This is a genomic window from Extibacter sp. GGCC_0201, from assembly GCF_017566055.1.
In the GTDB taxonomy this organism is placed as follows: domain Bacteria; phylum Bacillota; class Clostridia; order Lachnospirales; family Lachnospiraceae; genus Extibacter.
This window is the reverse complement of the sequence record NZ_JABFCH010000223.1, coordinates 1-215: the sequence shown is the minus strand read 5'-3', so window position 1 is coordinate 215 and position 215 is coordinate 1. Positions and strand designations below refer to the sequence as shown.

Sequence of the window (215 nt, the reverse complement as noted above, 5' to 3'; positions counted from 1 at the left end):
AAAAGCCTCATACTCGCCATGAATATCCGTCAGAAAATGCTCTGTACCTTTCGGCAGATTCAGAATGGCCTCCAGATTGATGATTTCCGTACTGGCATCAGCAATGGTAGGAAAACTGCGTGATAATAATTGCAAATAACGCAAGTCATTGACAATACTTTCCGGAGTTATATTTCCCATAGTTATTTAATTGATAGTTGATAATTGACAGTTGA

General features: G+C 38.1%; 1 protein-coding gene. It reads right to left on the bottom strand.

Annotated features, from left to right (window positions below):
- Positions 1-180: fructose-bisphosphatase class III (locus HJV72_RS19335; protein WP_208073497.1), on the bottom strand; the 180-nt coding region annotated here is incomplete at its 3' end.
- Between the last annotated feature and the right edge of the window lie 35 nt (positions 181-215).